This is a genomic window from Ferrimonas gelatinilytica (assembly GCF_039544205.1).
Taxonomy (GTDB): domain Bacteria; phylum Pseudomonadota; class Gammaproteobacteria; order Enterobacterales; family Shewanellaceae; genus Ferrimonas; species Ferrimonas gelatinilytica.
In genome coordinates, this window is sequence record NZ_BAABLF010000006.1 from 176355 (window position 1) to 201989 (window position 25635).

General features: G+C 62.8%; 16 protein-coding genes. 13 read left to right on the forward strand and 3 right to left on the reverse strand.

What is annotated here, in order from left to right; translation table 11 throughout:
- The first annotated feature begins 120 nt into the window (after positions 1 to 120).
- From ABD997_RS05760 to ABD997_RS05790, 7 genes are all read left to right on the forward strand, one after another.
- The gene (locus ABD997_RS05760; protein ID WP_345316059.1) at positions 121 to 1209 is read left to right on the forward strand and encodes an efflux RND transporter periplasmic adaptor subunit; all 1089 of its coding nucleotides are present in this window, start codon (positions 121 to 123) and stop codon (positions 1207 to 1209) included.
- Positions 1209 to 4310, forward strand: a complete 3102-nt coding sequence (locus ABD997_RS05765; RefSeq protein ID WP_345316060.1) for an efflux RND transporter permease subunit — start codon at positions 1209 to 1211, stop codon at positions 4308 to 4310. Before ABD997_RS05760 ends, ABD997_RS05765 begins: the two co-directional genes overlap by 1 nt.
- Before the next feature lie 717 nt (positions 4311 to 5027).
- Positions 5028 to 5864, forward strand: coding sequence for a leucine-rich repeat domain-containing protein (locus ABD997_RS05770; RefSeq protein ID WP_345316061.1), 837 nt, complete (start codon positions 5028 to 5030; stop codon positions 5862 to 5864).
- Between the two features lie 200 nt (positions 5865 to 6064).
- Positions 6065 to 7141: an efflux RND transporter periplasmic adaptor subunit gene (locus ABD997_RS05775; RefSeq protein ID WP_345316062.1), complete on the forward strand. Its 1077-nt coding sequence runs from the start codon at positions 6065 to 6067 to the stop codon at positions 7139 to 7141.
- On the forward strand, positions 7141 to 10272 hold the full coding sequence (locus tag ABD997_RS05780) for an efflux RND transporter permease subunit (RefSeq protein ID WP_345316063.1): 3132 nt from the start codon (positions 7141 to 7143) through the stop codon (positions 10270 to 10272). Before ABD997_RS05775 ends, ABD997_RS05780 begins: the two co-directional genes overlap by 1 nt.
- A gap of 124 nt (positions 10273 to 10396) precedes the next feature.
- Positions 10397 to 10717: a Bor family protein gene (locus ABD997_RS05785; protein ID WP_345316064.1), complete on the forward strand. Its 321-nt coding sequence runs from the start codon at positions 10397 to 10399 to the stop codon at positions 10715 to 10717.
- Positions 10714 to 11037 carry a Bor/Iss family lipoprotein gene (locus tag ABD997_RS05790; RefSeq protein ID WP_345316065.1) on the forward strand — a complete coding sequence of 108 codons (324 nt, stop codon included), beginning with the start codon at positions 10714 to 10716 and terminating at the stop codon, positions 11035 to 11037. The genes ABD997_RS05785 and ABD997_RS05790 overlap by 4 nt, the downstream gene beginning before the upstream one ends.
- 100 nt (positions 11038 to 11137) lie before the next feature.
- On the opposite strand, the gene ABD997_RS05795 is transcribed toward ABD997_RS05790, so the two are convergent.
- Positions 11138 to 11377, reverse strand: a complete 240-nt coding sequence (locus tag ABD997_RS05795; RefSeq protein ID WP_345316066.1) for a DUF2897 family protein — start codon at positions 11375 to 11377, stop codon at positions 11138 to 11140.
- Between the two features lie 213 nt (positions 11378 to 11590).
- On the opposite strand from ABD997_RS05795, the gene recC reads away from it, so the two are divergent.
- From recC to recD, 3 genes are read left to right on the forward strand one after another with little or no spacing between them, the layout of a single operon-like run.
- A complete protein-coding gene (recC, locus tag ABD997_RS05800) occupies positions 11591 to 15073 on the forward strand; it encodes an exodeoxyribonuclease V subunit gamma (RefSeq protein ID WP_345316067.1) in 3483 nt (1160 codons plus the stop codon).
- Position 15074: 1 nt separating this feature from the next.
- Positions 15075 to 18755, forward strand: a complete 3681-nt coding sequence (gene recB / locus ABD997_RS05805; RefSeq protein WP_345316068.1) for an exodeoxyribonuclease V subunit beta — start codon at positions 15075 to 15077, stop codon at positions 18753 to 18755.
- A complete protein-coding gene (gene recD / locus ABD997_RS05810; protein ID WP_345316069.1) occupies positions 18752 to 20779 on the forward strand; it encodes an exodeoxyribonuclease V subunit alpha in 2028 nt (675 codons plus the stop codon). The genes recB and recD overlap by 4 nt, the downstream gene beginning before the upstream one ends.
- Positions 20780 to 20793: 14 nt before the next feature.
- Here the strand turns inward: recD and ABD997_RS05815 are convergent, their stop codons facing one another.
- Positions 20794 to 21180 (reverse strand): MAPEG family protein, encoded by a 387-nt coding sequence (locus ABD997_RS05815; protein ID WP_345316070.1) that lies wholly within the window; start codon positions 21178 to 21180, stop codon positions 20794 to 20796.
- A 393-nt stretch (positions 21181 to 21573) separates the two neighbouring features.
- Between ABD997_RS05815 and ABD997_RS05820 the strand changes: the two genes are divergently transcribed.
- Together ABD997_RS05820 and ABD997_RS05825 are read left to right on the forward strand one after the other, a co-directional pair.
- The gene (locus ABD997_RS05820) at positions 21574 to 22491 is read left to right on the forward strand and encodes a polyprenyl-phosphate transporter (RefSeq protein WP_345316071.1); all 918 of its coding nucleotides are present in this window, start codon (positions 21574 to 21576) and stop codon (positions 22489 to 22491) included.
- A complete protein-coding gene (locus tag ABD997_RS05825) occupies positions 22475 to 23113 on the forward strand; it encodes a DUF938 domain-containing protein (protein WP_345316072.1) in 639 nt (212 codons plus the stop codon). The genes ABD997_RS05820 and ABD997_RS05825 overlap by 17 nt, the downstream gene beginning before the upstream one ends.
- Before the next feature lie 9 nt (positions 23114 to 23122).
- On the opposite strand, the gene ABD997_RS05830 is transcribed toward ABD997_RS05825, so the two are convergent.
- On the reverse strand, positions 23123 to 24295 hold the full coding sequence (locus ABD997_RS05830) for a GNAT family N-acetyltransferase (protein ID WP_345316073.1): 1173 nt from the start codon (positions 24293 to 24295) through the stop codon (positions 23123 to 23125).
- Between the two features lie 336 nt (positions 24296 to 24631).
- Between ABD997_RS05830 and ABD997_RS05835 the strand changes: the two genes are divergently transcribed.
- Positions 24632 to 25519, forward strand: coding sequence for an aspartoacylase (locus ABD997_RS05835; protein WP_345316074.1), 888 nt, complete (start codon positions 24632 to 24634; stop codon positions 25517 to 25519).
- Positions 25520 to 25635: the final 116 nt, after the last annotated feature.

Here is a 25635-nt window from a genome sequence, read left to right on the forward strand (position 1 = left end):
TTGCTGGCCCGTTGGTGCCCTGTTCAATGCTGTATCAGTGTGCTTCCAGTGGACACATTTTTGCCTACAACGGTGCCATCTTGGGATAGGATGTCGCCTCTTAAATTCAGAGGCCCACCCATGTCAAAAAATACCCTGCTGCTTTGCCTGGCGCTGATCGTTGCAGCGGCGCTGTCCTACCCGTTGTTGGATCACGCCGAGAGTGATCCGAAGCGTACCGGTGCGTCGGCGGTAGAGGTGGAGACAGGAGTGGTTGACGGGGTGGTGCTGCCGGAGCGTCTCGCGCTGGTTTCCAATCTGGAGGCCTGGCAGACGGTCACCATTGCGCCGGAGGTCTCTGGCCGCCTGGTCCGCCTGATGGTGGACAGCGGTGATCGCGTCAGCGAAGGCCAGCTCCTTGCACGATTGGACGATAAGCAGCAACGGGCGCAACGAGACGAGACGCGGGCCTACCTTCAGGAAGCCAGGCGCCAACTGCAGGAGCGTCAGCGTCTGTCGGACAAGGGGGCGATCTCCGCCTCCGAACTGGCGGCGCAGGAGGCCGAGGTGGCGATGGCAGAGGCGCGCCTGCTCGGCGCCGAGGCGGAGCTGGAGAAACGCACCCTGGTGGCTCCGTTCGCCGGTGTCATCGGTCTGGTCAGCCATGCCCCCGGGGCCCATCTTACCAGTGGTGAGTCCCTGATGACGCTGGATGAACTTGAGCGGCTTCGACTCGATCTGGCGGTGCCCCAGCGCTACCTGACGGCCTTGCAATCGGGCCAGCAGGTTCAGGCCCAGATCGATACCTATCCCAACCGGCAGTTCGACGGCACCCTGATCGCGCTGGACAGTCGGGTCAACCCCGGTGACATGACGGTGGCGGCCCGATTCGAGTTTGCCAACGGGGCGGGACTGCTCAAGCCGGGGATGTTGACCCGCATCGACCTGGCTTTGCCTGCGACGCCCCGCCCGGTGATCCCGGTTCAGGCGATGGAGTACGCCGGCTCGGATCGCTTTGTTTACCGGGTGGACCAAGCCGGGGTGGCGCAGCGGACACAAATTGAGCCGGGGATCCGCCAGGGCAGCATGCTGGCGGTGGAGTCCGGCCTTTCCGTGGGGGACCGCATCGTGGTGAAGGGGCTGGTCAGCGTCAAGGATGGCCGCCCGGTGACCGAGGTGGGCGTCAGCGCCAGTCAATCCGGTGGCCGTCAGGGTGAGGCTGCCCGCTGATGCTACTGTCGGATCTGTCGGTGAAGCGCCCGGCCATGGCGCTGGTGCTCTCCCTGCTGCTGACCCTTTTTGGCCTGGTTTCCTTCACTCAGTTGCCGGTGCGTGAGTTGCCGGATGTGGACCTGCCCATTGTCTCCATCTCCGTTGCCTATCCCGGCGCCTCCCCCACGGTGATGGAGACCCAGATCACCAAGGTGATCGAGGACCAGCTTTCCGGGATCTCCGGTATCGATGAGATCGAGTCTCAAAGCTTCACCGGCAACGCCCGTATCACGGTTAAGTTCGAGCTGGAGTGGAACGTGATGGAGGGGCTATCCGATGTTCGCGATGCGGTGGCCCGGGTTCAGGGGAGGCTGCCGGAGGATGCGGAGGAGCCGGTGGTGGTGAAGGCGAACATCGACGGTGATGCGGTGGTGCGACTCTCCCTGCGCAGCTCAGAGATGGACCGGGTCGAGCTGACCGACTACGCCGAGCGGGTGCTGCTGGATCGCCTTTCCCTGGTCAATGGCGTCAGCCAGGTACACCTTTACGGGGACCTGGAGCGGGTGATCTACCTGGAACTGGATCCCATCGCCATGGCCGGGCAGGGGATCACCGTGGCGATGGTGGAGAGCGCCCTCAATAACCAGAATATTGAGCTGCCCGCCGGCCAGATCCGCAACCGGGACCAGGTGATGTCGGTCCGCCTGGAGCGCCCCATGGGCCAAGTGGTGGATTTCGATCGTATCGTGGTCCGTTACGACCCCCAGGGTCGTCCGGTCTACCTGGCGGATGTGGCCCGCATCTATGACGGCGCTAAGGCGGAGACCTCCTCGTTCAAGAGTAATGGCCTCAATGCCCTGGGCTTTGCCATCAATGCCCAGTCCGATGCCAACCCCGTGGCGGTGGCAAAGGGGGTCCGTGATCTGGTCTCCTCGCTGCAGCCGACGCTGCCCGCTGGCATGGAGCTGGAGGTGGCGTTCGATAACACCGTCTTTATCGACCGCTCCATTAACGAGGTGTACCAGACCCTGTTCGTGACGGCCGGTCTGGTAGTGTTGATCCTCTACGTCTTCCTCGGCCAGGCCCGGGCAACCCTGATCCCCGCAGTGACGGTGCCGGTGTCGCTTATCGCCGCCTTCATGGTGGCCCAGTTCTCCGGGTTCTCTCTTAACCTGCTTACCCTGATGGCCCTGATCCTCGCCATCGGCCTGGTGGTGGATGATGCCATCGTGGTGGTGGAGAACATCTTCAAGCACCTGGAGCGGGGCGAATCACCCCTGGTGGCGGCCTATCAAGGTACCCGCGAAGTAGGGTTCGCGGTGGTGGCCACCACCGCGGTGCTGGTGATGATCTTCCTGCCCATCGCCTTTGCCGGCGGCATGGTCGGCAAGTTCTTTACCGAGTTTGCCGTCACCCTCTCGGTGGCGGTGATCTTCTCCTCCCTGGTGGCCCTGACCCTGACCCCGGTGATGGGCTCCTTCCTGCTCAAGGCCAATGTTCAGCCCGGCCGCTTCAACCTCTGGGTGAACCGTCAGTTTTCCGCCCTGGAGTCGCGTTACCGGCGCGCCCTCTCCCGGGTGTTGCGCTATGCCTGGAGCGGCCCGGTGATCATCCTGCTGGCGATCATCGCCGCCGCGCTGACCTTTCCGAAGATCCAGACGGAGATGGCCCCCAAGGAGGATCGCGGGGTGCTCTTTATCTACGTCAAGGGGCAGGAGGGCACCGCCTATGACCGCATGGTGAACAACATGGAGGCGATCGAGGCCAAGCTGCTGCCGTTGATGAGCGAGGAGGGGCCGCTGCAGGCGCTCAACTTCTCTACGCCCGCCTTTGGCCGCTCCGACTCCACCGGCTTTTTCGTCCTGCTGCTTAAGGATTGGGCCCAGCGGGCGGAGCACTCCGAACAGCTGCTGGCGCAGTTGCGGCGGGAGATGACCGGCTTCTCCGATGTGCGCCTGTTCCTCTTTGGCCCCGGCTTTGGCGGTGGCTCCGGGGATCCTATCCAGTTTGTGCTGGGGGGAGCGGATTACAGTGAGCTGGACAGCTGGGCCCACAAGATCATCGCTGCGGTGCAGGACAAGCCCCAGTTTGCGGATCTGGACACCAACTACTCCGAGGACAGCCCGGAGCTGCTGGTGCACACGGACCTGGACGCCGCAGCGCGGGCGGGGATCAGCCCACGGGAGATCGCCCACACCCTGGAAGCGGTGCTCGGGGGGATCAGCCGGACCACCTACGTTGACCGCGGGGAGGAGTACGATGTCTACCTGCGCGGCGCCCTGGATCGCTTCAACGACGCGTCGGATCTCTCCGCCATCTACCTGACCACCGCCGATGGCGATCGGATCAGCATGGCGGCCCTGGCCCGCTTCGAGGAGGTGGGCAGTGCCCGGGTGCTGCGCCGCTTCCAGCGCACCAAGGCGGTGACCATCACCGGCCAGGCGGCGGAAGGGCACACCCTGGGGGAGGCGCTGATGACGCTGGAGCAAACCGCCCGGGCGATGCTGCCCCCCTACGTCACCATCGACTACGCCGGTGAATCTAAGGATCTGAAGAAGAACCAGGCGGACACCTTCCTGGTGTTTGGGCTGGCCCTGGTGGTGGCTTTCCTGGTGCTGGCGGCGCAGTTTGAAAGTTTCGTCAATCCGTTGGTGATCATGCTGACGGTGCCGCTGGGGATCGCCGGGGCACTGCTGGGGCTGCTGTTGACCGGCGAGAGCCTCAACATCTACTCGCAGATCGGCATGATCATGCTGATTGGGATGGTCACCAAGAACGGAATTTTGATCGTTGAGTTCATCAACCAGTTGCGGGATCGCGGGGTGGCGTTTGAAGCGGCGATCCTGGAGGGGGCCTCCTCCCGTTTGCGCCCCATCCTGATGACCGCCTTCACCACCCTGTTTGGTGCCGTGCCCCTGCTGATCGCCAGCGGGGCCGGCGCCGAGAGCCGTTACGCCATCGGGGTGGTGATCTTTGCCGGCATGGCCCTGTCCACCCTGGTGACCCTGTTTGTGATCCCGGCGATGTATCGTCTGCTGGCGCGCAACAGCCACTCTCCGGAGCATCGTGCCCAGCAACTTGAAGCGGAGTTGGCGTCCGCCGCGGCGAAGCGTCTTTAACCGGCGGCGGCAAAACCTGCACAGGGCCCATCGGCGCACGCGGGGATGGGCCCTTTTTATGGTTCTTCGCACATCTGCGGGGTGAATTCATGAGTGAGAGATGTCGATTTCTTCACTACGTAGCGTTATCGCGTTGCCGTGCAGGATGCACAAATGCCGCGAGCGTATGGATGCGCAGGAGCGGCCAACCAAAGGGGCGTCCCGCCCCCTTTCCTTTTCGTAAAGAACGGGCTCCTTGCCTCCGGTCGGTGCTATTCCTCGTTCTCACCCCGTACGGCCAAGGTATCGGCCAGAGTCGGCTTTACCGCTGCGCTATCTATGTTGCGCGATAAAGTCCTGCTTCGGCTTCCCTACCTTCGCGTTCAAGCCTTCGGCTTTCACCCATGCCTCCGCTGGCCTTTCGGGCCATTCAGGCCCTCTCCCTTGCCTTAACGGGACTTCACTCGGGCACCTCTAAGTCGGCCTAAAAGCGGGTGGGCATTCGCCTTCGAGCCGTGAATGGTTAATGGCAACAGAGCCGCTATTTCAAACTGTCGAATACGAATCTATTCATCTGTCCCGAAAAATCTGCGAAGAGCCTTTTTATTTCAGTAATCCTGGCGGGCGTTTCGGTGCCGCCCGTTAGTGGGAATCCAAGGTTGGTGTTAAACGGGGAGGCTGGTAGTTTGTGCGCAGGGAATGGATCCCGTTCAGGCGAAAACACAAGGAGAAGCGCCAATGCAAGGACGTAAACTGGGAGGCTTGCTGGGGGCCGCACTGCTGGTGCTGACCGGGTGTGAGGGCGGGGACAGCGACGAACTGGCCGGGATCGAGTTTGCCTCGCCGGCGCTGCAGCAGTGTTTCGATGACATCCGAACCGATTACGGGCTGACCGAGCTGTCGGACTACATCATGTTGCACTGCCAGGGCTACCCGGTCACCAGCTTGGGGGGGATAGAGGCGCTGCCCTACCTGGAGTCGGTGGCGTTCGACTCCGAGCATCTTGAGACCTTGGCCTTTAACGATAACCCCGGGATCTGGCAGGTGCTGCTGACCACCCCGAACCTGACTCAGCTGGATCTTTCTGGCCTGCCTGATCTGGCGAACCTGATTGTCAGTGGCAGCACGCCGCTGACGTCCTTAGATCTGAGTGATAACCCCCTACTGTCCCGGGTGTGGGTCGCTAAAACCGGCCTGACGACGCTGGATCTGTTTCAGCACGCCGAGTTAACGGAGCTGGTCGTGGAGAAAAACCCCGCCCTGACTACCCTGACACTGGGGCAGAGCCCGGAATTGGCCGGCCTCTGGGGGAGCGAAAATGCCTTGACCCACCTGGCGCTGTCCGGATTGCCGAAGCTGGAGATCTTGAGTGTCTCTTTCAATCAGCTGACGGAGCTGGATGTGGCCGCCAACACCGAGTTGGAGGCGCTGCTGGCCAGTTTCAACCAGCTCCAGACCATCAACCTGGACAGCAACGCCCAGTTGCAGATGCTGACGTTGCTGGAAAATCCCCTGAGCGATGAAACGCGCGCCTACCTCGATAGTCTGGGTTGGAAGGCCGATCAGGACTATTGAACCGGAATGAAGTTTGCCTCGGTGTTCGGGTTCGGCCGTTTGTCGTGAACCAGCCGGGGAGTGTGGCCGTAGAAGGAACGCTGACCGCCCTGCAACTGGGCAGCATTCGGCACCTTAAATGTAAGATCTTGTAAATCATGTTGTTATGAAGTAGCCACAACGTAAACTAGGTCGCAATCCGTAGACCAGAGCAAGGGATAATGAAGAAAACACTCACCGCAGGGATGGTACTGGTGACGGCGCTGGGCGCCGGCATCTGGTACAAAGAGCAGTCGAAGTCGGGTCAGATGGTGCAGCGACCCGCCGCCAGGGTACCGCTTGTGGTCGCCGCAACGGCCAGAACGGCGCCGGTTCGCTGGGAGGTGGAGGCGCTGGGCACCGTTCGGGCCCGGGAGTCTGTGATCCTCTCTGCCAAGGTGACGGAGAGCGTGCAGGCCGTGCATTTTGAAGATGGTCAGCACGTGAAACAGGGCCAGCTTCTGGTTACCCTGAGGGATGCGGAGCAGCAGGCAAAACTTCGCGCTGCCCGGGCCAACTTGGTGGAACAGGAACGAGAGTTCAACCGCATCGAGGGGCTGGTGAGGGCAAAAACCATCCCCAGCAACGAGCTGGATCGGATCCTGACCGACATCGATATCGCCCGTGCTCAGGAGGCCCAGTACCAGGCAGAGCTCGACGCTCGTTATGTCCGTGCCCCCTTCTCCGGTGTGTTGGGTTTTCGCCAGATCAGCCCTGGGGCCCTGGTGACCCCGGGCACCGCCATCGCGACCCTGGATGACTTGGCGGTGGTCAAACTGGATTTCACCGTGCCCGAACGCTTCCTCAACCAATTGATGCCCGGTAAGAGCATTGAGGGACGGGCCGCGGCTTTCCCCGATGAGCGCTTCATCGGCACTGTGGTCAGTGTCGACAGCCGGCTGGACCCGGAAACCCGTGCGGTGGTGGTCCGGGCCGAGGTGCCCAACCCTGAGCTGAAGTTGCGCCCGGGGATGCTGGTGGTGCTCGATCTTATCGCCGAGCAGCGTGAGGGACTGGTGGTCCCGGAAGAGGCAATCATCCCGCTGCAACGGGACCAGTTCCTTTATGTCATCAATGAGAATAACGTGGTGGAGCAGCGGCAGGTCACCCTGGGGCTGCGCAGTCGTGGTAGCGTTGAGATCCTCGCGGGTCTTGCGGATGGCGAGCGGGTGATCATTCGTGGGATCCAGAAGGTGCGACCGGGCCAGACCGTCGAGGTCCAGGAGCGTGAGCGCTTTACCCACCTGGAGGCCAGCTGATGCTGTTGACAGATCTCTCGGTCAAACGGCCGGTGATGGCCTCGGTGATCAGCCTGCTGTTGATCGCCTTCGGCCTGGTCTCCTTCGATAAACTGCCCCTGCGGGAGTATCCCAACATCGATCCGCCTGTGGTGGAGATCAGCACCAGCTATCGTGGCGCCTCAGCGGCGGTGGTGGAGAGTAAAATCACTCGTCTGGTGGAGGATCGCATCTCCGGGGTGGAGGGGATCCGCAACATCAGCTCCTCAAGCCAGGCGGGCCGCTCCTCGGTTAATCTGGAGTTCAGTGTCGGCCGTGACATCGATGCGGCGGCCAACGATGTCCGTGATCGCGTCTCCCAGATCCTCGATGACCTGCCGGAGGAGGCGGAACCGCCGGAGGTGCAGAAGGCATCCGGCAGCTCCGAGGTGATCATGTGGCTCAACCTGGTGTCAGACCGCCTCGATACCCTGCAACTGACGGACTACGCCCGTCGCTACCTGGTGGACCGCTTCAGTGTCATCGATGGTGTCGCCAACGTCCGTGTCGGCGGGGGCAAGGTCTACGCGGTTCGAGTTTGGGTGGACCGCCAGCGACTCGCGGCCCGAGGCCTGACGGTCACCGACATTGAAGATGCGTTGCGGGCGGATAACGTTGAACTGCCCGCCGGGTCGATCGAGTCGGAAAGTCGCCTCTTCTCCGTTCGCGTGCAGCGCAGCTTCATCCATCCGGACGATTTCGCCAAGCTGGTGATCGGCGCCGGGGCCGATGGTCACCTGATCCGCCTCGGTGAGGTGGCCCGGGTGGAGCTCGACAGTGAAGAGGAGCGGATCGCCTTTCGTGGTAACACTCAGGACATGATCGGTCTTGGGATCACCCGCCAGTCCACCGCCAACACCTTGGAGGTGTCCCGCCAGGTTCACACCCTGGTGGACGAGCTCAACCGCAGCCTGCCCGAGGGGATGGAGATCAAGCGCTCCTACGACTCCTCGGTCTTTATCCAGGCCTCCATCGACGAGGTGTACCGCACCCTCTTTATCGCCATGGCCCTGGTGGTGGTGGTGATCTACCTGTTCCTCGGCAGCGTTCGGGCAATGTTGATCCCTGCCATCACAGTGCCCGTGTCCCTGATCGGAACCTTCATTATCCTCTACGCGCTGGGCTTCTCCATCAACCTGCTGACCCTGCTGGCGTTGATCCTGGCGATCGGCATGGTGGTGGATGACGCCATCGTGATGCTGGAGAACATCCACAGTCGGATCGAGCAGGGTGAGCCGCCCCTCAAAGCCGCTTTCCTCGGTGCCCGCCAGGTGGGGTTTGCCATCGTTGCCACCACCCTGGTGCTGGTGGCGGTGTTCCTGCCCATCGGTTTCCTGGAGGGGGACTTGGGTAAGCTGTTCCGTGAGTTCTCCATCGCCATGAGTGCGGCGGTGATACTCTCCTCGCTGGTGGCCCTGACCCTGAGCCCGATGATGGGGTCAAAAATCCTCAAGCCGGTTGATAACGAGACCTGGCTGGTGAAGAAGATCGACGCCGGGGTGGAGCGCTTGCGCCGGGTTTACAAAGCGGCGCTGGCGGCCTGGATCCAGAGACCCTACCTGGTGGTGGTCGTTCTTGTCACCGCTTTAGGGGGCAGCGGCTGGCTGTTCGCCAAGCTGCCCTCGGAGTTCGCCCCCAAGGAGGACCGCGGCTCTTTGTTCCTGATCGTCAACGGCCCACAGGGGGCCACCTATGACTTCATCAAGCCCTACATGGACGAAGTGGAGCATCGGCTGATGCCCCTGGTGGAGGCGGGTGAGATCAAGCGTCTGCTGATCCGAGCTCCCCGGAGCTTCGGCCGCACCGAGGACTTCTCTGGCGGGATGGCGATCATCGTACTGGAGGACTGGTCCGAGCGTCGCAGCGCTTTCGAGATCATCAACGACATCCGCAGCCGTTTGTCGGATCTCTCCGGCGTGCAGGCGTTTCCCATCATGCGCCAGGCGTTCGGTCGTGGGGTCGGCAAGCCGGTGCAGTTCGTCATTGGCGGCGGCAGCTACGAGGAGCTGGCGCAGTGGCGGGATCTAATCCTGGCGGAAGCCGCCAACAACCCAGGCCTGGTCGGCCTGGATCACGACTACAAGGAGACGCAGCCGCAGCTCAGGGTGGTGATCGATCGTGAGCGGGCCGGGGATCTTGGGGTCTCCATCCGCGCCATCGGCCGTACCCTGGAGACCATGCTCGGCTCCCGCCTGGTGACCACCTTCGAACAACGGGGGGAGGAGTATGACGTTATTATCGAGGGGCAAAGAGACAGGCAAAATACCGCCGCCGACCTGGCCAGCCTCTATGTCCGCTCCCATCGAAGCGGTGAGCTGATCCCGCTCTCCAACCTGGTGAGCGTGGAGGAGTTTGCCGATGCGCCAACACTGAATCGCTACAACCGGGTCCGGGCGATCACCCTGGAGGCCAACCTGGCGGATGGGTATACCCTGGGCGAGGCGCTGGACTACCTAAACGGGCTGGTGGACAGGCTCCTGCCCGCCGATGCGTTGGTCAGCTATAAAGGGTCGTCCCTGGATCACCAGGAGTCCGGTGGCTCCATCGGCTTCGTCTTTGCGTTGGCGCTGGTGGTGGTGTTTCTGGTGCTGGCGGCCCAGTTTGAGAGCTACGTCCACCCTGTGGTGATCATGCTCACGGTACCTTTGGCCACTTTCGGGGCGCTGCTGGGACTCTACTTCACCGATCAAAGCCTCAATATCTACTCCCAGATCGGCATCATCATGTTGGTGGGGCTGGCGGCCAAGAACGGGATCCTTATCGTGGAGTTTGCCAACCAGCTGCGTGACCGGGGCGTCGACTTTGACCAGGCGATCATCGATGCCGCCGGTGCCCGTTTGCGTCCCATCCTGATGACCGGGATCACCACCGCCGCCGGCGCGGTACCCCTGGTGATGGCCTCCGGTGCGGGGGCGGAGACCCGGTTCGTTATCGGCGTCGTGGTGCTGGGCGGGATCCTGTTGGCGACCCTGTTCACCCTGCTGGTGATCCCCGTGGTTTACCACCTGCTGGCCCGCCATACCGAGAGTCCGGAGTTTGTCACCCGCCAGCTCGAGGCCCAGCTGGCCGAGGACAATACGGTGCTGATGAAACGGCGTAAGACCGGTTCGTAGCGGTGTCCATCTGATGAAAAACGCCCCGAACTATGGGGCGTTTTTTCGTTTGATGTGCGCAGGAATTGGCAGTAACTTGGGTCCGGATATATCGCTAAGTCATATGTTTATAAGGAAATTAACTATGCGTCAGTCAATCATTGCGTTGATGGTGCTCACGGGGCTCACTGCGTGCTCCACCGTCACCATCAAACCGGACCCCGCCGTATACGTGAATCAGGTTCCCAGCTATCAGGACACTCGCCACTTCTTTTTCTGGGGGCTGGCCGGCGAAGAGCGGGTAAATGTCAGCGAGATCTGTAAAGAGAAAAGCGTGGCGCAGATGCAGAGCCAGCAAACCTTCGTCAACGGCCTGCTTGGATGGGTGACGCTGGGGATCTATGCCCCCCATTCGGTGAAGGTTTGGTGTGAGGACGCCATTTTGAACAAGGAGGAGGTAGTATGACACGTTGGACTCTGACCCTGCTGGCGGCCTCACTGCTGGCCGGCTGTCACACCATCCACTTCGACCGGGATCAGCCGGCCATGGATAACAAGGCGTTAAGCCAGTCCCAATGGCACCACAACATGGGGTTGGCGCTGGTGGAGGTGAGTGAACCTGTCTCGGTAAACCGCTTCTGTGGTGCAGAGAACTGGGATTCGGTGAAGACGGAAACCACCTTCGTCAATGGTTTACCCGGCGCGCTCATCCCCTATCTCGGCCTAATCTGGACGCCCAAAACCACCACCATCCAGTGCCGGGGTGAGCAGTCACAAGTGCAGTAACGCTCTCTGTATGGCCACGTTTAGTGCCAAAAAGCCCTGCTTTTGCAGGGCTTTCTCGATGTTGGGGGCAGTACTCGTGCTGGGTAACCCTTACAGCCACTCAGGGCTTTTTCTTCCAATCATCGTTGTCGTCCCACTCATCCTTGTCCCAGTCCTCATTATCCCAGGCGTCCTGCTGCGCTTTTCGTTGTTCGCGCTTTTTTTTCTGTTCCGGGGTGACCTTAGGCTTGCCGAAAAAGGGGGGAAGTTTGAAGTGCGTGGTGTGCTTGAGCACCACAAGGTTGCTGGCGATGAACGCCAGGACAACGAAGATAAGCAGCCACAATTCCCATTTTTCCATGGTATCGATCCTTTTCCGGAGCAGAGTCTCAGTGTAACAGTAACAGCTGCAGCAGATCCCGCCCAGGTAGGGAATATTCCAGCCGGTAAAGAAATGGCCGGCACAGCTCGGATCGACACCACGGGCAGATAGCCAGCTTTTACATCAGCAGGTTATGATGCCGATACGCTCCCGACCCGGTAAAAGGCTCAACCGATGTGCGCGAATTCGGCAATGGCACCACACCCATTAAGTTGTGGCTTGATGATGATCCACGGTAACCGTATGGAGACCCTGCGGGCACTGGTGGTGCAGTGGCTTAAGGCCTATCCCCTGGCACCGCTGGAGAACGAGGTGTTCCTGGTCCAGTCCAACGGCATGGCCCAGTGGCTGAAGCTGGCGCTCGCCGCCGACGAGGGGGTCGGGATTGCCGCCGCCATGCAGATGCAGCTGCCATCCCGATTTATCTGGCAGATCTACCGCACTGTGCTCGGTGCCGATGCGGTCCCCCAGGACTCACCGTTCGATAAGCCACTGTTGCGTTGGCGCCTCCTTCGTCTGCTGCCCTCCCTGCTCGAGGCACCGGCCTTTGCCCCCCTGCGTCGTTTCCTCAGCGAGGATGAGCAGATGCGTAAGGCGGACCAGCTGGCGGAGCAGTTGGCGGATCTGTTTGACCAGTACCAGGTCTACCGCGCGGACTGGCTTTCACACTGGGCCGCCGGGGAGGATGTGGTGGTCAGTGGCGATGGCCAGGTGAGTCCGCTGGCGGCCGATCAACTCTGGCAGCCGGCCCTGTGGCGGGGGATCCTGGCGGACATGAGCGAAGCGGAGCGGGAAAACAGCCGGGCGATGCTCCATCAACAGGTGATAGAGCGGCTCCAGGGGAACGGGGCTTGTCCCGGGCTGCCCCGGCGCATCGTGGTATTCGGGATCTCCACCCTGCCACAGCAGATGATCGAGGTGCTGGCGGCCCTGGCGCCGCACTGCCAGGTCTTGCTCTGTGTGCAGAACCCCTGCCAGCACTTCTGGGGCGACATCATCGAGCAGAAAGAGCTGCTCCGGGCCCAGATGGCCCGGGCCCGACATCAGCGCAAGCCCGGCCTCACCGCCGAGCTGGACCCGGCAGCCCAGCACGCCGAGGTGAACCCGCTGCTGGCGGCCTGGGGCAAGCAGGGCCGGGATTACATCGGCATGCTCTACGGTTTCGATCAACCCGAGGCGTACCGGGGCCAGTTCGAGACCATCGACCTGTTTGAGGATCCCCTCAGCGACAGCGATGGCTGCCTGCTCCACCGGCTGCAGGCGGGGATCTTTCAGCTGGACCCTCTGCCCCAGCCAAAGGAGGTGGTGGATCCCGAGGATGATACGGTCCAGTTTACCCTGGCCCACAGTCGGCAGCGGGAGGTGGAGATCCTTCAGGATCAGCTGCTGGCCCGCTTTGCCGCAGATCCGGCCCTGACCCCGACCGACGTCATCGTCATGATGCCGGATGTCAGCCAGTACGCCCCCCATATCGAGGCGGTGTTTGGCCAGCTCTCCCCGGATGACGCCCGTTACCTGCCCTTTACCGTCGCCGACCGACCCCAGCGGGGCCAGCAGGTGTTGGTGCTGGCGCTGGAGCACCTGCTGGGGCTGAGCCAGAGCCGCTTCGCCGTCTCTGAACTGCTCGATCTGCTGGCGGTGCCGGCCCTGCGCGCCCGCTTCAGCATCGACGAGACCCAGCTGCCCCTGCTGCAGCGCTGGGTGGAACAGGCGGGGATCCGCTGGGGTCTGGATGCCGAGCAGCGGGCGACCCTGGCATTGCCGGCGGATCTGGATCAGAACACCTGGGCGTTTGGCCTGCGGCGGATGCTGCTGGGTTATGCGGTGGGGCAGGGGGAACCCTGGTCAGGCATCGAACCGTTCGAGGAGATCGGTGGCCTGGATGCGGCGGTGGTGGGTGGGCTGGCACTGCTGCTGGAGCGGCTGGAGCGCCTCTGGCAGGCGCTGGGTCAGCACCATACCCCGTCGCAGTGGGTGGCGGTGATCCGGGAGATGTCGCGGGCGCTCTTCCTGCCCCAGAACGAGGAGGAGACGGTGATCCTGGCCCGGTTGGAGGAGGCCCTGGCCCAATGGCTGACCGCTTGCGAGCAGGGGCGAACCACAGAGCCGCTGCCCGCTACCGTAGTGAAGGAGGTGTGCCTGGCGCCCTTCGGTGAGGAGGGGGTATGCCAGCGCTTCCTGGCGGGCAAGATCAACTTCTGTACCCTGATGCCGATGCGTGCTATCCCGTTCCAGCAGGTGTGCCTGTTGGGACTTAATGACGAGGATTATCCCCGCAGCCGTCCGGCGATGGATTTCGACCTCCTGCAGGCCGGTGGCACCCTGGATGGGCAGGGCCGTCCTCTGCCCAGTCAGTACCGACCGGGGGACCGCTCCCGGCGGGAGGACGATCGCTACCTCTTCCTGGAGGCGCTGCTGGCGGCCCGGGCGCGGATCTCCTTCAGCTACATCGGTCGTAACGCCCGGGATAATGCCGAACGTCCCCCTTCGGTGCTGCTGGGGCAGCTGATGGATCACCTGAGGGCGGGCTACCGGTTACCGGATGAGTGCGCGGGGCAGGATCTGGTGGCACACCTGACCACGGTTCACCCGCTGCAGCCCTTCAGCCGCGCCTATTTCGATGGCCGATCGGAGAAATTGCACACCTATGCCAAGGAGTGGTACTACGCCCACCAGGCCAGGTCCGGTCAGGAACCTCACCACGCCAGCGAACGGCCCCTGCCGCCCTGGCAGCCCCAGGCCCCGATCCAGCTGGCGGATCTGGCGGCGCTGCTTCGGGACCCCACCAAGCTGCTGCTCAGCCGCCGCCTCGGGATCTGGTTCGAGGAGCAGACCTTGACCAGTGAGGACCAGGAGCCCTTCGCCATGGAGGGCCTCACCAGTTACCAGATCCGCGATGAACTCATGGGCCTGCTTAGCGGCCTGGGTGAGGGGGAGGCATCACAGCGCAAGGTCAGCCTGGACGCTCGACTGCAGCGGATGGCGGGCCGGGGGATCCTGCCGATGGGCGCCTTCGCCGACCTGGCGACAGAAAACCTGGCCCAGCCCACCCTGGCGGCGTTTGAGCGGGTGATGACGCTGCGGGCCCAGTGGCAGCCGGTGGAGGAGCTGGAGTGCTACCACCGCTACGGCGAACTGGTACTGGAGGACTGGCTCGGGGAGCTGTGGCGCACACCCGAGGGCCATGGCCGGGTCCAGTGCCTGCCGCAGAATATCCAGGGCAAGCACGGCTTAAAGCAACCCATGCAGGCCCTGATTCTTTACCTGGGTCACCTGGCGGGTTGTGCCCAGGGGCTGGCGCTGACCAGTTACCTGGCCGGCGCCGATGCACTCTTCGCCCTCGCTCCCCTGACGCCGGCAGAGGCGAAGTCCCGGCTGGATACCCTGATGGCCTGCTACCTGGAGGGGATGACCACGGCGCTGCCGGTAGCACCTCGGGCGGCCCTGGCCTACCTGGTGGAGCAATCGACCCAAGCCGACCAGGAGGGACCGGGCGAAAAGGCGCTGCAGAAGGCGGCGGCAGCCTATGAGGGGGGCTTTAACTTTCTCGGTGACCGGGATCGCAGCCCCTACCTGAAGCGACAGTACCCCTCCTTCGGTTCGTTTCCCGTTGACCCCTTTGTTCAGTTGGCAGAGACACTCTACCGGCCCCTGCTCGACCTGGAGGCGATCTGACATGACGGCTCATAAGCTGACCCCCATCGATTTCCCCTTAAGTGGCACCCGGCTGATTGAGGCCAGTGCCGGTACCGGGAAAACTTTTACCATTGCCGCCCTCTATCTTCGGCTGGTCCTGGGACATGGCCAGGCCCAGGCGCACCCTGCCGGACCCTTGAGCCCGGACAGGATCCTGGTGGTGACCTTCACCAAGGCGGCCACCGAGGAGCTCAAGGACCGGATCCGGGCCCGACTGGTGGAGGGGGCGGCCTGCTTCCGTGGCCTGAGCCAACCGGATCCCTACCTGGCCCTCCTGATGGCGGATTTTCCCACCGAGCAGCACCCCCACTGTGCGCTGATGCTGGAGCAGGCGGCCCAGCTGATGGACATGAGCGCGGTGCACACCATCCACGGCTGGTGTCAGCGGATGCTCAAGGAGCACGCCTTCGATTCCGGCAGCCTGTTCAACCAGGAGATGGAGGCGGACACCGCGCCCCTTCGTGAGGAGGCGATACGGGACTACTGGCGCCTGTTCCTCTATCCCCAGAGCAGGGAGGTGCTTGGCAGTGTCACCACGCTCTATCCGAGTCCCGCAGCGCTGGAGGCGGCGGTCTTCCCACTGCTGGGACGCCTCCTGCCCGGTGCGCAGGCGGGCAGCGAGGATCCTTTTACCCTGCTGGCCCAGCGGGCGGAGTGGGTCGCCAGCACCAAGTCACGCTGCGCCCAGGAGTGGCCCCGCTTTACTGAACAGTTTCATGAGGCGCTGGCCAACAAGTGGGTAAAGGGCAACATGATCAAACCCGGGCAGTTGGATAGCCTCAATGCCTGGTTGGAGGGGGAAGCGCCGCTGCCCGTGGATACCGCCGGTAAGCCGATGACCCGCTACCTCAACGGCACCTTCGTCGATGCGCTCTCCGCCGCCGGTAAAAAACAGCCGCTGACCGTAGCCGATTCCACGGTGCTGGCGGCCCTGGAGAACCTGGCCCGGCAGCTGGCGGCCAACGACATCAAGGGCGCACTGCTGCGCCACTGTGCCGCTTGGGTTGGTGAGCGGGTGGAGCAGGAGAAGCGCCGCCGTGCCCAGCTCGACTTTGATGATCTTATTACCCACCTGGGTCAGGCTCTGGAGCGGGAACACCAGGGGGGCGGCGACAAGCTGGCCGCCGCCATCCGGCACCAGTTTCCGGTCGCCCTGATCGACGAATTCCAGGATACGGACCCGGTCCAGTACCAGCTGTTCCAGCGCCTCTATCTCGGCCAGGAGGCGCGAGCGCTGCTGATGATCGGGGATCCCAAGCAGGCGATCTACGGCTTTCGCGGCGCCGATATCCATACCTACCTCAAGGCACGCCGGGATACCGAGGGGCGCCACTACACCCTGGACACCAACTACCGCTCCACCCAGGCCATGGTGGAGGCGGCCAATGCCCTGTTTGAACTGGGCAAGCGCCACCCCCAGGGCCCCTTCCTGCATGGTGACGCCATCCCCTTCCTGCCGGTGGCTGCGAACGGCCGTGAGGCGACCCTGACCGATGCCGGCCAGGCACTGCCGGCGATGACCCTGTGGTGGGATGAACCGGAGGAGGGGGCTTGGAACAAGTCCCAGTACCTGGCCCGCCAGAGTATCGCCTGTGCCGAGGAGATCACCCGGCTGCTCAATGGTGCCCAGTCCGGCCAGGTCGTGTTCGAAGAAAAGGATGAAACGACTCCCCTGAAAGCTTCTGACATCGCCATCCTGGTGCGCGATTTTCGTGAGGCGGGCGCGGTGCGCGAGGCGCTGGCGGCCAAGGGGGTGCGCTCGGTTTACCTGTCTGATAAGGACTCGGTGTTTGCCACCGAGGAGGCGGAAGCGCTGCAACGGATTCTTCAGGCGGTGGCTCAGCCCGAGGAGCGACTGATCAAGGCCGCCCTGGCCACCTCGGTGCTGGGACTCTCCTGGGCAGAGCTGGACAGGTTCAATGACGATGAACTGGCCTGGGAGGCACAACTGGCGGGGTTTCGGGATCTCAAGCTGTGCTGGCAGCGCCAGGGGGTGCTGCCGATGATCCGTCGCCTGCTGGCCCGCTACCATCTGCCTGCCCGGGCCTTGGCGGATCCCCAGGGCGGCGAGCGCCGACTCACCAACCTGCTGCACCTGGCGGAGCTGCTGCAGGCCGCCTCGGCCCAGCTGGATGGTGAACTGGCCCTGATCCGCTACCTGGCCCAGCAGCGTCAGGCGCGTGGGGCCAGCGATGATCAGATCCTGCGGCTGGAGAGTGATGCGGCGCTGGTGAAGGTGATCACCATCCATAAATCCAAGGGACTGGAGTATCCGCTGGTGTTCCTGCCCTTTATCGCCGGCTACCGGGAGGCATCGGACCGCGGTGGCGTCCTGTTCTACCGGGACGAGCAGGGGCAGGTCCGTCTCACCTTCGAGGCGGACGAGGAGGCCAGGGCGGCGGCGGACCGGGAGCGGCTGGAGGAGGACTTACGCCTGCTCTACGTCGCCCTGACCCGGCCCAGGCATGGCTGTTACCTGGGCCTTGGGCCACTGAAACTGAGCAAGAGGGGGGCCCGTGGCGTGCCGGATAACCACCGGGGTGCCTTGGGCTGTCTGCTGGGCGCCGGAGAGCCGATGGATCTCACTCAGTGGCGCGAGGCCCTGGCGGGCCTGGCACAACAGGAGGGGATCCACCTTGCTTCGCTTCCCAACGGCTCCGACGTCCGGGCTCGGGTCACTGAGCAAACCGACACGCTCTCGCCGCCTCCACCCTACCGTCGTGTGCCCCAGAAACCCTGGTGGATCGCTTCCTACTCGGCGCTGCTGAGCGGCATGGGGGAGGGAGGCGGTGATACCGAGCCGGGCACACCGGCGTCCCAAGATCCCCTGACGGGCCTGGCAGAGCGGCTGATGGAGGTCGGGGAGGAGAGCGCTCAGGAGTTGCTCGCTCCTGAGGCGGGGACGATCCACGCTTTTCCCAAGGGGGCGCTGCCCGGCACCTTCCTGCATGATCTCTTTGAGTGGGCCGCCACACAGGGCAGAGCGACACAGGGCCCCGGCTTTGACCGGATTGCCCCTGGGCACCTGGAGGCGGAGATCACCGCACGCTGTGACCATCACGGTTACGGCGAGCACGCCCCGATGCTTTGCCGCTGGTTCTCCGAGGCCCTGGCGCTGCCCCTGTCACTGCCCACCGGCCGGGTTTCGCTGGCGGGGTTGGACCAGGTTCAGGCGGAGATGGAGTTCTGGCTGCAGAGCAGTTCGGTCAACGTTGGCCGGCTTGATGATCTGGTCCGTGCGTCGGTCTGGCCCGGAGAGCCGCGGCCCCGTCTGCGTTCGATCGAGGTCAACGGCATGCTCAAGGGCTTTATCGATCTGACCTTTCTGCACCAGGGGCGTTACTACGTGGCGGATTACAAGTCCAACTACCTGGGCCCGGATGAGCAGGCCTACACCCCGGCGGCGATGCGGGAGGCGATGCTGAGCCACCGCTACGAGTTACAGGCGGTGCTCTACACCCTGGCGCTGCACCGGTTGCTCAAAGCACGGTTGCCCGGCTACCAATTTGAACGCCATATCGGCGGCGGACTCTATCTATTTTTGCGGGGCCTCAGTGCTGCCGAACCGGGCCACGGTGTGGTGACGGTGCCGGTGGAGGCGACGTTGATTGAACGACTGGATCGAGTGTTCCAGGGAGCGGAGGAGGAGAGTCCGGTATGAGCAATAACACCCCCATCTGGCCGCAGCTGGAGGCTTATCTGGACAGCGGCTGGCTGCGCCCCCTGGATCTGGCCCTGGCCCGGTTGCTGCAACAGCAGGTTCCCGACACCCCGGAGCCGGTGTTGCTGGCGGTGGTGCTGACCAGCCACCAGCTGGGACGTGGCCACCTCTGCCTGGACCTGGCGGCCGTGCTGGAGGCGCCGGACACCTTGCTGGCGTTGCCGCCACCGGGACGGCGCGCCGACAACCGGCCAACGGACTGGATCGCCGGGCTTACCCTGGCCCACTGGTGCCAGCTGCTGAGGGAAGCGGAAGTGGTGGATGAGGACGAAAACGGCCAGGCGCCGCTGGTGCTCTCCGGCCATCGACTCTATTTGCGGCGTTATTTCCGTTACGAGTGCGAGGTGGCAAGGGCGCTGTTGGCGTTACAGCGCCGCGAGTTTGCCCTGCCGGAGGATCTCAATGCGCGCCTGTCGGCGCTGTTTGCCCCCCTCAAGGACGAGGCCGAGCGCAGCGGTCGGGAGCCTCACTGGCAGAGTCTGGCGGCGGCGCTGGCGGCACGCAGTGGTCTGGCGGTGATCTCCGGGGGGCCCGGCACCGGCAAGACCACCACGGTGGTGCGCCTGCTGGCTCTGCTGCAGAGTCTCAAGCTGGATGCCCAGCGGGCCGCCGGTGAGGAGGCCACCGGGCTGCGGGTCCGTCTCGCTGCCCCCACCGGCAAGGCGGCGGCGAGGCTGTCGGAGTCGATGGCGGGCACCTTGGCGCAGATCCGTGCAGGCCGGGTGGCGGGGATCGATGCCGAGGTTGGGGCGGTGATCCCCGCGGAGGTCGACACCCTGCACCGCCTGCTCGGCGCCCGCCCGGATACGCGCTTCTTTCGCCATCATGCCGATAACCCCCTGCACCTCGACCTGTTGGTGGTGGATGAGGCTTCCATGGTGGATCTTGAGATGATGGCGGCGCTGCTCTCGGCGCTGCCGCCGACCGCCCGCCTGATCCTGCTGGGGGATAAGGATCAACTCGCCTCGGTGGAGGCGGGTGCGGTGCTGGGGGATCTTTGCCGTTATGCGGATGTGCCCCGTTACCAGGCCACGACCTGGGCCTACCTGCATCAGGCCACCGGCTACGATCTTTCCGATTTCCAGGGCCCCGGCAGCGACATTGAACAGCAGATCCTGATGTTGAGAAAGTCCCACCGCTTCGGTGCGGATTCCGGGATCGGCACCCTGGCCCGGGCGGTGAATCGGGGCGAGGTGGGTAGGGTCAACGGTTGCTGGAGTGCGTTTGGGGATATCGCCCGCCTGGATCTGAATTCGGTCCAGGACCCGGCTCTGTCCACTTTGGTGCTGGAGGGGACGGCTCAGGGACTGACCGGTACGCCCCGGGGCTACCGGCACTACCTGACCGTGATGCAGCAGGGGTTGGACAACCATGGATGCGGCCCGGAAGGCGATGCCTGGGCCCGTTCGGTCCTTGAGGCGTTCGGCGAGTTTCAGCTGCTCTGCGCCGTTCGCGAGGGGCCCTGGGGCGTGGCCGGACTCAACCAAAGGGTGGCCGAAATACTGGCCTCCGCATCACTGATCCGGACCGATCAGCCCTGGTTTGCCGGCCGGCCGGTGATGATGATGCGCAACGACTACGGCTTGAATCTGATGAACGGGGATATCGGGGTCTGCCTCCCATTCGCCGATGGGGGGGGGCAGCCGGTACTCAGGGTGGTGTTCCCGATGCCCGATGGCAGCCTCAAGCGGGTGTTGCCCTCCCGGCTGACGGAGGTGGAAACCGTTTTTGCGATGACGGTGCACAAATCCCAGGGCAGTGAATTTGCCCACACGGCGCTGGTGCTGCCAGATCACCCCAACCCGGTGTTGACCCGGGAGCTGATCTATACCGGGATCACCCGTGCCCGCAGCTGGTTTACCCTGCTGCTGCCGAGAGCGGACTTGCTTCCCTCGTCGGTGACCCGTCGAACCCACAGATCCAGCGGCCTGGCGCAGCGCCTGCTGGAGACGCGCCCCGGCTGACTGGAGCGTGTTGCTCAGCCAGCCCAGGCGCCGATGTAGAGGCCGCAGAGCAAGCCGAAGACCACCGTCAATGAGCGGGCGGGCGGGAGATCGCCGATGTAAAACAGGGGGTGCAGGATCCGGGTGAGCAGGAACAGCAGGGCGGCCGATGCCAGGGCCTCGAGGGAAGCGTCGCGCATGTGGGCCGCCAGCACGCAGGCCACGAAAAAGCCGAGTGCCTCCCAGGCGTTGCGTTGGGAAGCGCTGATCCTGTGGGCCCTGTCGCTTAAGCCCGCATCCTGAAGTCTGGGATGGTGCATATCCAGTCCACCCAGTTGCCTTTGCTTGTAGTAGCCGCCGTAGGCAGCCAGGAGGTAGGGCAGCAGGGCCAGGAGCAGCAGAACGAGAACGACCGTAGGCATGATGGACTCCTTGAGAGAGTGAGTCTTTGAGTCTAGCCCCGGCCCAGGTGGGAGCGTCATTGATAACGCAGCCAAAAGAAAAATGCCGTAGCAACGGGCATTGCTACGGCACAAGATCGGTTTCGCCTTGATTCTGGTTTGACCGATGCGTTCCCCTAACGCCTCGGTGGGGGCGAATGGCGGCACAGTAGCGCAAAGCGCTCTCCCTGTCTGTTGAATTGGTCGATTAGTGTTCAAAATTGGGTTCTATTTCACAAAGCCAGGCAGGATCTGTGGTCGACTCTAGGGTGGGGTGCGACCGACCAAAGCCAGTGAAAGGAGGCGAGGTCAGATGGGTTTTAAAGGGGAAAAACGGTATACTCAATTTTTCAGGTTTTGGCGTGATCGGATCGAATGAATATTGATTTTCGGACCTTTTTTAAAGGGATGGCGATGGGAGCCGCGGATGTGGTACCCGGGGTTTCCGGGGGCACCATCGCCTTCATCAGCGGGATCTACGATCGCCTGGTGGAGAGCCTTCGCCGGATAAACCCGACCCTGTGGACGCGGGTTCGAAAGGAGGGGCTGGCGGCCAGCTGGCGTCATATCAACGGAACCTTCCTGCTGACGCTGTTTGCAGGGATACTGACCAGTATCCTTTCTCTGGCAAGACTGATCAGCTACCTGCTGATCGCACACCCCGTCCCCCTGTGGAGCTTCTTTTTCGGCCTTATCGCCATCTCTCTGGTGCACATCGCCCGACAGATCCCCGAGCACAGCCTGGGTACGGCTGCGGCAGCGATGATGGGGTTTCTTCTGGCCTGGTTCCTGACTGTCAGCCATCCCCTGATGTTGGAGCCCACCGCCACCAACATCTTGCTTGGCGGCATGTTGGCGATCTGCGCCATGATCCTGCCGGGGATCTCCGGCAGTTTCATCCTTCTGCTGCTGGGCCTCTATGCTCCGGTGATCGGCGCGATCGATGAGCTGAATCTGACCCTACTGGCCCTGTTTGCCTGCGGTTGTGTTCTCGGATTGCTCAGTTTCTCCCACCTGCTCTCTTTCCTGCTCCACCGCTTCCGTGCCCTGACCCTGGCGGGATTGTGTGGCTTGATGCTGGGTACCCTTCACAAGGTATGGCCCTGGAAGGTTGCTCTGAGCACCCGTATCGACTCCAAGGGTCAGGAGGTCGCATTAACCGAGCAGGCCCTGTCCCCCTGGGGCTACGAGTCTTTGACCGGCCAGAGTGCTGAGCTGGCACTGGCGCTGATGGCGATGCTGTTCGGGGTCCTTCTGGTTCTGGGCCTGGAGCGTTATGCCGGCCAAGAGTGAACCGGGCCCTGCGGGTAGGCCGGAAGAGGTGTCACTGCCGTACTCGCCCGCCTGTGACAGCAATAAGGGGCCGATCCTGTCGGTGTTGCGACAGGCGTTTTGCTCGGTGTCCCGAGTGCTGGAGATCGCCTCCGGCACCGGTCAGCATGGCGCTTACTTTGCGGCTGAGCTGCCTCACCTGACCTGGCAGATGTCTGATCTGCCGTCCCATCAGGATCACCTGTTGCTGCGGCAACGACGATCCGGCTGTGACAATCTGCTCGCACCTCGGGTACTGAACGTGGAGAGCATCCCTTGGGACAGGTTCGAGGTTGATGCGGTCTTCAGTGCCAACAGCTGTCACATTCTCTCCTGGCCCCAGGTCGAGCAGATGGTGGCGGGCGTTGGTCGCCTGCTTCGAGCCGGCGAGCCCTTCTGCCTTTATGGCCCCTTTCATGACGCCGGCAGAGCCACCTCGCTCTCTAATGCGCAGTTTGATCTGCAGCTCCGAAGCCGGGATCCCGCGATGGGGCTTCGTGACTACCAGTCGTTAGTGGCGCTGGCCTGGGAGCACAACTTGACCCTGCAGCAGCGTCATGAGATGCCGGCCAATAACCTGCTTCTGGAGTTCCGCCATCTCTGACTCAGCCCATCAGGGGTGACGAAATGGCAGCCGCTGACGCAATGCTGCCAAACGTTCCGCCTGTAGAATCCGCTCCCGCTGGCAGTAATCCGCGATCGCCGCTCGAAAGGCGGCGTGGCGCAGATCGCAGCTGCCGTGCACCCGCACCGGTTCAAAGCCCCGGCTGATCTTATGCTCTCCCTGTGCCCCGGGATCGAATCGGGCCAAACCCCGCTCGATACAGAACTGGATCCCCTGGTAGTAACAGAGCTCGAAATGGAGGTTGGGCAGGTGAGTCAGTTCCGACCAATAGCGTCCATAAAGGCAGCTTTGATCGTAAAAGAAGAGGGCGCTGGCGAGGATTTCATCGCCCCTCTCTGCCACGACCAGCATCAACTGCTCCGGCATGCTTTGTCCAATCTGGTGGAAGAATGTGGCGTTAAGGTAGCCCTCGTGACCGGATCGTTTCAGGTAAGTGCGCTGGTACCCGGCGAAAAAGGCGGCCCAGAGGCGGGGGGTGATCGCCTCTCCCGGCAGCCGCCGGATCGTTACCGATTCGAGGCTTTGCCGCTCCTTGAGAATGTTCTTTCTCTTGCGTGCGGCAAGCGTGGCAAGAAACGCGTCGAAATCGCCATAACCACGGTTAAACCAGTGGTACTGGATCTCATCCCGATGCAGCCAGCCCAACTGCTCCAGTTGTTGATGAAGTTCTGGTTGGGCAAAGAGCAGCTGGTACCCGGAGCCACCCAGTTGATCACAGCGCTGCTGCAGAGCTTGGGTGAGAAGGGGAATCATTTGCGTCGGGTCCTGGCCTTCTGCGATGCCCAGTCGCGGTCCGGTCACCGGGGTGAAGGGGATGGCGATCAGCAACTTGGGGTAGTAGTCCAACCCGTGCTCGGCGTAGGCGTCCGCCCAGGCCCAGTCAAACACGTATTCGCCGTAGGAGTGCGATTTGAGGTAGCAGGGGGCCACAGCGATGGGCGCTCCCTGCTGCTCCAGTAGCAGGTGCTGGGGCTGCCAGCCCTGTTGCGCACTGACGCTGCCACTTTGCTCCAAAGCAAGCAGGAACTCGTATCGGGCAAAAGGGTAGGGAGAGGCGTTGTCCGGTCCTGACGAGAAAAGCGCCCGCCATAGGGACGCAGGGATCGTAGAGATGTCAGGACAGAAGCGGGCGGTGACCATGGTGCTCCGGGTGTTTGGCAAGGTTGGCCCACCTTAGCATTTGCCTCTCGATTTTTGCAGGCGGCGGACGACAGGGAGGTGTGGCATGGTGCTCGTTGAAGCATTGGACTTGCGGTGAGTAGACCACCAAGAGGAAACTTGCAAGCTGGTCATAAAGTGACCGCTTCGATAACCGCCGACGGGCGGGACTCGATCCAGTTATCCACAGAGTTAATCCCAGAAAATGTGGGTAATTTCATACCGGCGTTTGAGTATCTATAAAGCTGAAAAACGGCGGTAAATTGACGCGCCCCTTGCCGTGACATTGACTTGAAAGGCAGAATGGCCGACTAACTATTCATCCTAAGGAGCGGCAGTATGTCCGACTATCAGGTGGCCGTCGTGGGCGGTACCCATGGCAATGAGTTTTCCGGGATCCAACTGGTGAAACAGTGGCAGAGGCGTCCTGAGGCCCTATCGCGGCCGGGCTTACGAGTGGAGTCCCTCTGGGCTCATCCGCACGCCCATGAGGCCAACCGACGCTACCTGGATGCCGATCTGAACCGGCAGTTTACTCCCGCGTTGCTGGCGGATCCGCTGCAGCGAAGTTACGAAGCGCTGCTGGCCAAAGCGCTGGATCAGCAACTGGGGCCAAAATCCTCACCAAAAACGGATCTCATCATCGACCTGCACAACACCACCAGCGCCATGGGGCCGACGCTGATCCTGCTAGAGAGTGATGCCTGGGCCCGGCAATTGGCGGCTTACGTCAAGGCGGGCATGCCGGAAGCGGTCATTCTGCTGGAGGACAGTCAGCCGGCCAGTGACTGGGGGTACCTGTGCTCGATGGCCAAAAGGGGGGTGATGGTGGAGGTGGGACCGCAGCCGCAGTCGGTGCTCCGCCAGGGGATTCTCGATCAGATGGCCACCATGGTGGGGCTGATCCTGGATTTTGCCTCTGCACAGAGGCTCGGCGCTTTGCCGCCACTGCCTGACGAGGTGGAGGCGTTTCGCTACGTTGATACCCGGATGTTGCCGCTGGACGAGGCGGGTCGCCCTGTTGCCATGGTGGCAGAAAGCGTGGATGGAAAGGATTTCCAACCCCTGGAGCCGGGCGCCGCGGTGTTTACCTATTTTGACGGGCGAACCGGTTACTTGGAGACAGACAGAACCCTCTATCCCCATTTCATTAACGAGGCCGCCTACTACAACAGCCACGCCGCCTTTTCACTGGCGGAGAGGGTGGTGTTGAAGTTGTCCGAGTGAGCCCCGAGCCGTAGAAAGGGACCCGGAGCATCCCCTTTGAGGGGATGCAGGTGAGTGTTATTCGGGGCCCGGTGCCGGCTTTTTAGGCCTTTGAAATATCTCTACACATAAGTTAA

Coding starts and splice junctions, on each gene's coding strand:
- ABD997_RS05825 (WP_345316072.1), top strand. CDS start 22,475: ATGCCGGCCAAGAGTGAACCGGGCCCTGCGGGTAGGCCGGAAGAGGTG.
- ABD997_RS05765 (WP_345316060.1), top strand. CDS start 1,209: ATGCTACTGTCGGATCTGTCGGTGAAGCGCCCGGCCATGGCGCTGGTG.
- ABD997_RS05770 (WP_345316061.1), top strand. CDS start 5,028: ATGCAAGGACGTAAACTGGGAGGCTTGCTGGGGGCCGCACTGCTGGTG.
- ABD997_RS05835 (WP_345316074.1), top strand. CDS start 24,632: ATGTCCGACTATCAGGTGGCCGTCGTGGGCGGTACCCATGGCAATGAG.
- ABD997_RS05790 (WP_345316065.1), top strand. CDS start 10,714: ATGACACGTTGGACTCTGACCCTGCTGGCGGCCTCACTGCTGGCCGGC.
- ABD997_RS05760 (WP_345316059.1), top strand. CDS start 121: ATGTCAAAAAATACCCTGCTGCTTTGCCTGGCGCTGATCGTTGCAGCG.
- ABD997_RS05795 (WP_345316066.1), bottom strand. CDS start 11,377: ATGGAAAAATGGGAATTGTGGCTGCTTATCTTCGTTGTCCTGGCGTTC.
- ABD997_RS05815 (WP_345316070.1), bottom strand. CDS start 21,180: ATGCCTACGGTCGTTCTCGTTCTGCTGCTCCTGGCCCTGCTGCCCTAC.
- ABD997_RS05775 (WP_345316062.1), top strand. CDS start 6,065: ATGAAGAAAACACTCACCGCAGGGATGGTACTGGTGACGGCGCTGGGC.
- recB (WP_345316068.1), top strand. CDS start 15,075: ATGACGGCTCATAAGCTGACCCCCATCGATTTCCCCTTAAGTGGCACC.
- ABD997_RS05820 (WP_345316071.1), top strand. CDS start 21,574: ATGAATATTGATTTTCGGACCTTTTTTAAAGGGATGGCGATGGGAGCC.
- ABD997_RS05780 (WP_345316063.1), top strand. CDS start 7,141: ATGCTGTTGACAGATCTCTCGGTCAAACGGCCGGTGATGGCCTCGGTG.
- recD (WP_345316069.1), top strand. CDS start 18,752: ATGAGCAATAACACCCCCATCTGGCCGCAGCTGGAGGCTTATCTGGAC.
- ABD997_RS05785 (WP_345316064.1), top strand. CDS start 10,397: ATGCGTCAGTCAATCATTGCGTTGATGGTGCTCACGGGGCTCACTGCG.
- recC (WP_345316067.1), top strand. CDS start 11,591: ATGGCACCACACCCATTAAGTTGTGGCTTGATGATGATCCACGGTAAC.